We start from the raw sequence: 7,417 nt of genomic DNA, 5'->3' as shown, positions 1-7,417 counted from the left end.
AGCTCGTCAGGCTCATAACCTGAAGGCCGCAGGTTCAAATCCTGCCCCCGCAACCAAATAGCAAAACAAAACCCCGTGCACCCGCGACGGGGTTTTTTGTGTTTCTGGACTTATGAAATTGTGCCGTCAGGGAGAAACTAGGCCGCTGATCACAAAGCCAATCCCACAATCTCCTTCCATGAACAAAGCCATCTTCGCCATTGCCATCGATCAGAAAACGGTGATGATGCGCCATCATTCCATTTCGGATAAAAAATGCCGTGACCGCTGATCCCTTGCATATCCTCAAGACCGTCTATGGATACGATGCGTTTCGTGGAAGGCAGGCCGATATCATTCGGCATGTGGTGGCGGGAAACAATGCCTTCGTTTTGATGCCGACGGGCGGTGGGAAGTCGCTTTGTTACCAGATCCCGGCGCTTGCTCGTAATGGCATGGGGTTGATCGTCTCGCCGCTCATCGCACTGATGGTCGATCAGGTTGCAGCCCTGCGTCAGGCCGGCGTGCGGGCCGAAGCTCTCAATTCCGACCTTTCTCCGGAAGAGCGGCGCGCGCTTTGGCGGGATATGCGGGCCGGCAAGGTCGATATTCTTTATGCCGCGCCGGAAACCCTGCTCAAGCCGGATGTCCTCGATGCGCTGCAATCCATCGACCTGTCGCTGATCGCGGTCGATGAGGCCCATTGCCTGTCGCAATGGGGGCATGATTTCCGGCCGCCCTACCGCCAGCTAGACACGCTGATCGAGCGTTTTCCCGATACGCCGCGCATGGCGCTGACGGCGACGGCCGACGAGCCCACGCGCGCCGAAATTCTCGGCCACCTGGGGATTGAAGAGCACGATGCCTTCATCGCCGGGTTCGACCGGCCCAATATCCGCTATGCGATCATGGAAAAGGATAATCCGCGCGCGCAGCTGAAGCGCTTTTTGAAGGATCGCGACAGTGAGAGCGGTATCGTCTATTGCCTTTCCAAACGCAAGGTGGACGAAACGGCCGCATGGCTGCGGGAGGAGGGTCGCGATGCGCTGCCCTATCACGCTGGCATGGACAAGGCTGCCCGCGAGGAGAACCAGACCCGTTTCCAGCACGGCGAGGCGGTCATCATTGTCGCGACCGTCGCTTTCGGCATGGGCATAGACAAGCCGGATGTGCGCTTCGTGGTTCATATCGACCTGCCTGGCAGCATCGAGGCCTATTATCAGGAAACGGGCCGAGCCGGTCGCGATGGTCTGCCGTCGGACGTGCTCATGCTGTACGGCTACGAAGATATTGCCCTGCGCAATCGTTTCATCGAAGAATCTGATGCCGCGGATCAGCGCAAATATATGGAGCGCCAGAAGCTCGATGCGCTGCTTGGCCTCGCAGAAACGGCGAGTTGCCGCCGGCAGGTTCTGCTCTCCTATTTCGGCGACCGGTGTGAGCCCTGCGGCAATTGCGATACCTGCGCCGAGCCGCCGGACCTGTTTGATGGGGCCATCGCCGCTCAGAAACTTCTGTCCTGTATTTATCGCACGGGTGAACGTTTTGGCCAGGCCTATGTCATCCGCGTATTGCTGGGTGTCGAGGACGAGCGGATTTGCCGCTTCGGACATGATCAAATCACCACCTACGGGATAGGCAAGGAGCATGACAACCGCACATGGCGCGCCATTTTGCGTCAGCTGGTTGCGTTACGCATGATTGAAGTGGATCTGTCCGGACATGGCGGCCTTTCCATCTCCGAGGATGGACGGCGATTCCTGCGCGAAAAACCGGCATTGATGCTGAGGATCCCATCCGCTCCCCGTTCCGCACGGCAGCAGACGCCCCGCAACACGGCATCGACGGTCTTGCCGGAATCCGATCGCAGTCTTTTTGAGGCGCTGCGTGCGAAGCGTATGGAAATTGCCCGGGCACAGAACGTTCCGCCCTATGTGATTTTCCACGACAAGACCCTCATAGAACTTGCGGCGGCAAAACCGGCCTCGGCGCAGGAAATGGCTGGGATTCCCGGCGTCGGAGATACCAAGCTCGAGCGATACGGACCTGCCTTTCTGGCGGCGATCATGCAGCACGCCGCTGGCGAATGACCGGCAGATCCAAATTAATAGCCGAGTAATAAAACCGCAGAGCGTTGCGAAGGCTCAGCCGGTCGTGTCCTTGAACAGAACGTTCTGATCGATGAGATAGCGCGAAAACAGGGGCAGGCTCGCGCCGCCGATTGCCCGCGCCTGGCTACCAACCGCGCCTTCGATGATGTCAGGCACCGTGACACCCTGCAGATCGTGGTGTTTAAGGGCAAGGCGGGTGGCGGCGACGATTCTGGTTCTGACCCAGTCGGGAAAACCGCCATCGATGATGACGCTCGAAAAATCGATGATGGAGGCGGCGGCAATGACGGCCTGCGCCAGCGCCGCGGCGGTTTTCCTGATCCAGCTTTCCAGCGGCTCGCCGAAATCGATCCACTCGTCCGGAGAAAACCACAGGGGGCGCGGATCGATGCCCTTTTCGCGCAGCATGTTTTCCAGAACGAAGATCGACGCGATTTTCAGAAGCTGGACGGTATTGCCGTCCTGCCCCTGCACCGGCAGGGGGCCGATGGCGCCGGCCGTTCCCGTCTTTCCGGAAAATAGCGCCGAATTCAAAACAACGCCGCCGCCTATGAAGGAGCCGATGAAGACGTAAAGAAAATCCGGATAGTGCTGGCCTGCGCCAAAAACCAGTTCGGCGCCGCAGGCGCTGGTCGCGTCGTTCTGCAGAAAAACCGGATAGCTGACGTTTTCGGCAATTTCCGACCGGATATCGACGCCCCGCCATCTCTCCATTTCGATCTGTGGAGCGCCCACTTCCTGCGCCCAGTTCCACAATTCGAATGGAGCGGCGATGCCGACACCGGCAATTTTCTCCCGCTCGGCAGGGGAAAGCTTCGATTCAAGTTCCGTTATGCCGTCGATTACGAAAGGTAGTATCCATTCCGGAAGAGGGTAGGGGTAGGTTCTGCGCAGCTTGAGCCTGATCCGGCCGACAAAATCCATCAGCACGAGATCGACGCTGCGTCGGCCGATCTTCACACCGAAAGAAAAGACGGCGTCGGGATTAAGCCGCATCGGCGTCGATGGCTGGCCGACTTTGCCACGCAGTCTTTCACCGCGAATGAGAAGCCCGTCCTTTTCAAGCGAGCGCATGATGACCGAGACGGTCTGCGCTGAAAGGCCGCAAAGTCTTGATATCTCCGCTTTTGACAGTCCGCCGTGACGGCGAACGAGAGACAGCACGAGCCGCTCATTATAAGCGCGCACTCCGATCTGGTTGGCGCCGCCGCTTATATCCATGGTGGTGGGCGACGCCGGCGGCGCCGTCTCGACAGATTGTCTCATAGTGTCATCCTCCCGCCCGCCCTATCCGCCGTGACCGATACAGCAGGCTTTATGGCAATCTTGCTATCGCAACGTTAAACGACGTGGCGATATTCCTCCCTGCCGCATATCAGAATGCCATAGGGAATTAATAATTCAACCGGATTTATTTATTGACAGGCGTTTCCTTTGGTGGTTCCATCTGAGCCAACGGTCGTCGATCTCGGAGGAGACGGGATCGTCGGGTAACCGTCACGGTGCTCAAATATCCATTGGGAGGATCTCATGAAGACCACTGTTTCCGCTCTTCTGGGCGCGCTTGCGCTTGGCGTTTCTTTCGCTTCCGTTGCGTCTGCGGCCGATACTTCGGTTTGCCTCATCACCAAAACCGATACCAATCCCTTTTTCGTCAAGATGAAAGAAGGCGCGACCGCCAAGGCTAAAGAACTTGGCGTGACGCTGAAATCCTATGCAGGCAAGATCGACGGCGATTCCGAAAGCCAGGTAGCCGCCATCGAGACCTGCATCGCCGATGGTGCCAAGGGTATCCTGATCACCGCATCGGATACCAAGGGTATTGTTCCGGCCGTTCAGAAGGCGCGTGATGCCGGTCTTCTGGTCATTGCGCTCGATACGCCGCTGGAACCCGTCGATGCCGCCGATTCCACCTTCGCCACGGACAATCTTCTGGCTGGTGAGCTGATCGGCAAATGGGCTGCCGGCAGCCTCGGCGACAAGGCAAAGGATGCGAAAATCGCCTTCCTTAACCTTACCCCCTCCCAGCCGACGGTGGATGTGCTGCGCAACCAGGGCTTCATGAAGGGCTTTGGCATTGACGTGAAGGACATCAACAAGATCGGCGATGAAAACGATCCGCGTATCGTCGGCCATGATGTCACCAATGGTAACGAAGAAGGCGGCCGCGCGGCGATGGAAAATCTGCTGCAGAAGGACCCGACCATCAACGTCGTCCACACCATCAATGAACCTGCGGCTGCCGGCGCTTATGAGGCGCTGAAAGCGGTCGGCCGTGAAAAGGATGTTCTGATCGTTTCCGTCGATGGCGGTTGCCCGGGCGTCAAGAACGTCGCGGAAGGCGTGATCGGCGCGACCTCGCAGCAATATCCGCTGCTGATGGCGGCGCTTGGCGTCGAGGCCGTCAAGAAGTTTGCCGACACCGGTGAAAAGCCGAAGCCGACTGAAGGCAAGAACTTCGTCGATACCGGCGTGACGCTGGTAACCGACAAGCCGGTCAAGGGCCTCGACTCCATCGATACGAAGGAAGGTCTCAACAAGTGCTGGGGCTGATGCCTCGCCGTTGAAACCCGCGGGGGCATTCGTGCCCCCGCCCTTGGACGAGAATGATTCAGGCACGATCCGGGGGATCGGACAAAGGAACAAACGAGCGCGTCACGCGTCCTGCGGGGATGGCACAGGCCGCTTCACAACACTTTGAAATCTATGCATCATTCTCTTCGGAGATAGACCCGGTGTCAGGGCTGGTGCGATAGAGCGATCGGGAGGAAAATCCATGAGCGATCAGCCGGTGCGGGCTCAGCCGCATAATGAATTTGAAAAAGTGCTTTCGGGAAGCTCGACGCAGGTCGCCGCTTTCGATACGCACGACAAGAGTGTGCTGGAAAAACTGCAGCACTTTCTCCACTCCAGCCCGGCGGCCGTTCCGCTTATCGTTCTGGTGCTGTCGCTGATTGTTTTCGGCCTGCTTCTCGGCGGCAAGTTTTTCTCGGCCTTCACGCTGACCCTTATTTTGCAGCAGGTCGCCATCGTCGGTATTGTCGGCGCGGCGCAGTCGCTGGTCATCCTGACGGCGGGCATCGATCTGTCGGTCGGCGCGATCATGGTCCTGTCTTCCGTTGTCATGGGACAGTTCACCTTCCGTTACGGCTTACCGGCGGAACTTTCCATTCTCTGTGGCCTTGCCGTCGGCGCATTTTGCGGCTTCATCAACGGTATTCTGGTCTCGCGCATGCGCCTGCCGCCCTTCATCGTCACGCTCGGCATGTGGCAGATCGTCTTGGCGACCAACTTCCTCTATTCCGCAAACGAGACGATCCGCGCCCAGGATATCGCCCAGCAGGCGCCGATCCTGCAATTCTTCGGCGCCAATATCCGGGTCGGCGGCGCGGTCTTCACCTATGGCGTCATCGCCATGGTTCTGCTCGTCGCCCTGCTCTGGTATGTGCTGAACCGCACCGCCTGGGGCCGCCATCTTTATGCTGTCGGTGACGATCCGGATGCCGCCGAACTTGCCGGTGTCAACGTCAAGCGCATGCTGACCACCGTTTACACGCTGTCCGGCCTCACCTGCGCCTTCGCTGGCTGGGCCCTCATCGGCCGCATCGGCTCGGTTTCGCCGACCGCCGGTCAATTCGCCAATATCGAATCCATTACCGCAGTGGTTATCGGCGGCCTGTCGCTGTTCGGTGGACGCGGCTCCATCATGGGCATGATTTTCGGTGCCCTGATCGTCGGCGTCTTTTCGCTCGGCCTCAGGCTCATCGGAACAGACCCGCAATGGACCTATCTGTTGATCGGCGTCCTCATCATCATGGCTGTCGCAATCGACCAGTGGATCAGAAAGGTAGCAGGCTGATGGCAAAAGAACCCATTCTCACAGCACGCAATCTCGTCAAGCGCTATGGTCGTGTGACCGCCCTCGACCACGCCGATTTCGATCTCTATCCGGGCGAAATCCTGGCGGTGATCGGTGATAACGGCGCCGGCAAATCCTCTCTCATCAAGGCGATTTCCGGCGCGGTGACACCCGATGAAGGGGAAATCCGGCTGGAAGGCCAGCCCGTCCAATTCCGCTCGCCGATAGAGGCGCGCAAGGCTGGCATCGAGACGGTCTATCAGAACCTCGCGCTTTCGCCGGCGCTTTCCATAGCCGACAATATGTTTCTCGGCCGCGAAATCCGTAAACCCGGCATTCAGGGCAGCCTGTTCCGGGCCCTTGACCGCCCCGCCATGGAAAAATTCGCACGCGAGAAACTGTCGGAACTCGGCCTGATGACGATCCAGAACATCAATCAGGCGGTGGAAACCCTCTCCGGGGGTCAGCGTCAGGGTGTGGCGGTGGCGCGTGCAGCCGCCTTCGGCTCCAAGGTCGTTATCCTCGACGAGCCGACGGCAGCACTCGGCGTGAAGGAAAGCCGGCGTGTTCTGGAGCTTATTCTGGACGTGCGTTCGCGCGGCCTGCCGATCGTCCTCATCTCGCACAACATGCCGCATGTTTTCGAGGTCGCGGATCGCATCCATATCCACCGGCTCGGCAAGCGCCTGTGTGTTATCAATCCGAAGGACTACTCCATGTCCGACGCCGTCGCCTTCATGACCGGCGCCAAGGAAGCGCCGAAGGAAACGCTTGCCGCATGACGCTGAAGCTTGAAACCATCGCCGAAGACGTTCTTCGGCGGGCAGAAGGTAGATCCCGTTTTATCGTCGCTATTGCCGGTCCCCCTGGGGCCGGCAAATCCACGCTGGCGGATGCCCTTTGTGATGCTTTGCTGGCACGGGGCGAAACGGCCGCCGTGCTGCCCATGGACGGCTTCCATATGGACAATGGCATCCTTGAAGAACGGGGGCTGCTGCCGCAAAAGGGCGCACCCGAAACCTTCGACGTGCGTGGTTTCCTCGATATCGTCTCCGCCGTCCGCAAGGGCGGGCAGGAGGTGCTTGTTCCGGTTTTCGACCGTTCCCGTGAAATCGCGATAGCGTCCGCGCGGGCGATTGCGCCGGAAACACGCTTTATCCTTGCTGAAGGCAATTATCTGCTGCTGGACGAGGCGCCGTGGACAACTCTTTCCAAAAGCTTCGACGTCACCATTTTTGTAGGGCCGTCCGTCGACGTGCTTGAGGAGAGGCTGCGGAAAAGGTGGCAGGGCTATGGTCTCGACGAGGCTGCGATCCACGCCAAACTTTTCGAAAACGATCTTCCGAACGGAAAAAGGGTGATCGAAAACGCCCGTCCCGCCGATATTCACATCGATATCTGGGAATAGATTAACGCTTTTTTCTGTTTGAGCGTCGGCGCGCTTGTGCCGTTAAGCCTTTGTTGACCA

The 7,417-nt window shown here is 58.7% G+C and carries 6 protein-coding genes; 5 read left to right on the top strand and 1 reads right to left on the bottom strand.

The genetic code is table 11. The features are described 5' to 3' along the window. Nucleotides 1–260: 260 nt before the first annotated feature. Nucleotides 261–2,069 (top strand): DNA helicase RecQ, encoded by a 1,809-nt coding sequence (gene recQ / locus BTE54_RS21600; protein WP_078053952.1) that lies wholly within the window; start codon nucleotides 261–263, stop codon nucleotides 2,067–2,069. Between the two features lie 54 nt (nucleotides 2,070–2,123). Here recQ and BTE54_RS21595 read toward each other — a convergent pair whose 3' ends face one another. Then, on the bottom strand, nucleotides 2,124–3,356 hold the full coding sequence (locus tag BTE54_RS21595; RefSeq protein ID WP_065656364.1) for an ROK family transcriptional regulator: 1,233 nt from the start codon (nucleotides 3,354–3,356) through the stop codon (nucleotides 2,124–2,126). Nucleotides 3,357–3,620: 264 nt separating this feature from the next. Here BTE54_RS21595 and BTE54_RS21590 point away from each other — a divergent pair, with 264 nt between their 5' ends. From BTE54_RS21590 to BTE54_RS21575, 4 genes are all read left to right on the top strand, one after another. Beyond that, nucleotides 3,621–4,643 (top strand): sugar ABC transporter substrate-binding protein, encoded by a 1,023-nt coding sequence (locus BTE54_RS21590; protein ID WP_003524279.1) that lies wholly within the window; start codon nucleotides 3,621–3,623, stop codon nucleotides 4,641–4,643. A 223-nt stretch (nucleotides 4,644–4,866) separates the two neighbouring features. Then, entirely contained in the window at nucleotides 4,867–5,949 is a 1,083-nt protein-coding gene (locus BTE54_RS21585; protein WP_078053951.1) for an ABC transporter permease, read from the top strand. Continuing rightward, complete coding sequence (locus tag BTE54_RS21580; RefSeq protein ID WP_003524281.1) at nucleotides 5,949–6,731, top strand: ATP-binding cassette domain-containing protein; 783 nt, start codon at nucleotides 5,949–5,951, stop codon at nucleotides 6,729–6,731. Before BTE54_RS21585 ends, BTE54_RS21580 begins: the two co-directional genes overlap by 1 nt. Then, nucleotides 6,728–7,357 carry a nucleoside triphosphate hydrolase gene (locus BTE54_RS21575; protein WP_078053950.1) on the top strand — a complete coding sequence of 210 codons (630 nt, stop codon included), beginning with the start codon at nucleotides 6,728–6,730 and terminating at the stop codon, nucleotides 7,355–7,357. The genes BTE54_RS21580 and BTE54_RS21575 overlap by 4 nt, the downstream gene beginning before the upstream one ends. The last annotated feature ends 60 nt before the right edge of the window (nucleotides 7,358–7,417 follow it).

Origin of the sequence: Agrobacterium sp. YIC 4121 (assembly GCF_002008205.1) — a bacterium.
Classification (GTDB): Bacteria; Pseudomonadota; Alphaproteobacteria; order Rhizobiales; family Rhizobiaceae; genus Agrobacterium; species Agrobacterium leguminum.
Note: the sequence above shows the minus strand (reverse complement) of the source record. Positions and strands in the feature narration are given on the sequence as shown.

Bases quoted from the DNA above. Each gene is read 5' to 3' on its own strand.
- BTE54_RS21595 (WP_065656364.1), bottom strand. From the start codon at position 3,356: ATGAGACAATCTGTCGAGACGGCGCCGCCGGCGTCGCCCACCACCATG.
- BTE54_RS21590 (WP_003524279.1), top strand. From the start codon at position 3,621: ATGAAGACCACTGTTTCCGCTCTTCTGGGCGCGCTTGCGCTTGGCGTT.
- BTE54_RS21585 (WP_078053951.1), top strand. From the start codon at position 4,867: ATGAGCGATCAGCCGGTGCGGGCTCAGCCGCATAATGAATTTGAAAAA.
- BTE54_RS21580 (WP_003524281.1), top strand. From the start codon at position 5,949: ATGGCAAAAGAACCCATTCTCACAGCACGCAATCTCGTCAAGCGCTAT.
- BTE54_RS21575 (WP_078053950.1), top strand. From the start codon at position 6,728: ATGACGCTGAAGCTTGAAACCATCGCCGAAGACGTTCTTCGGCGGGCA.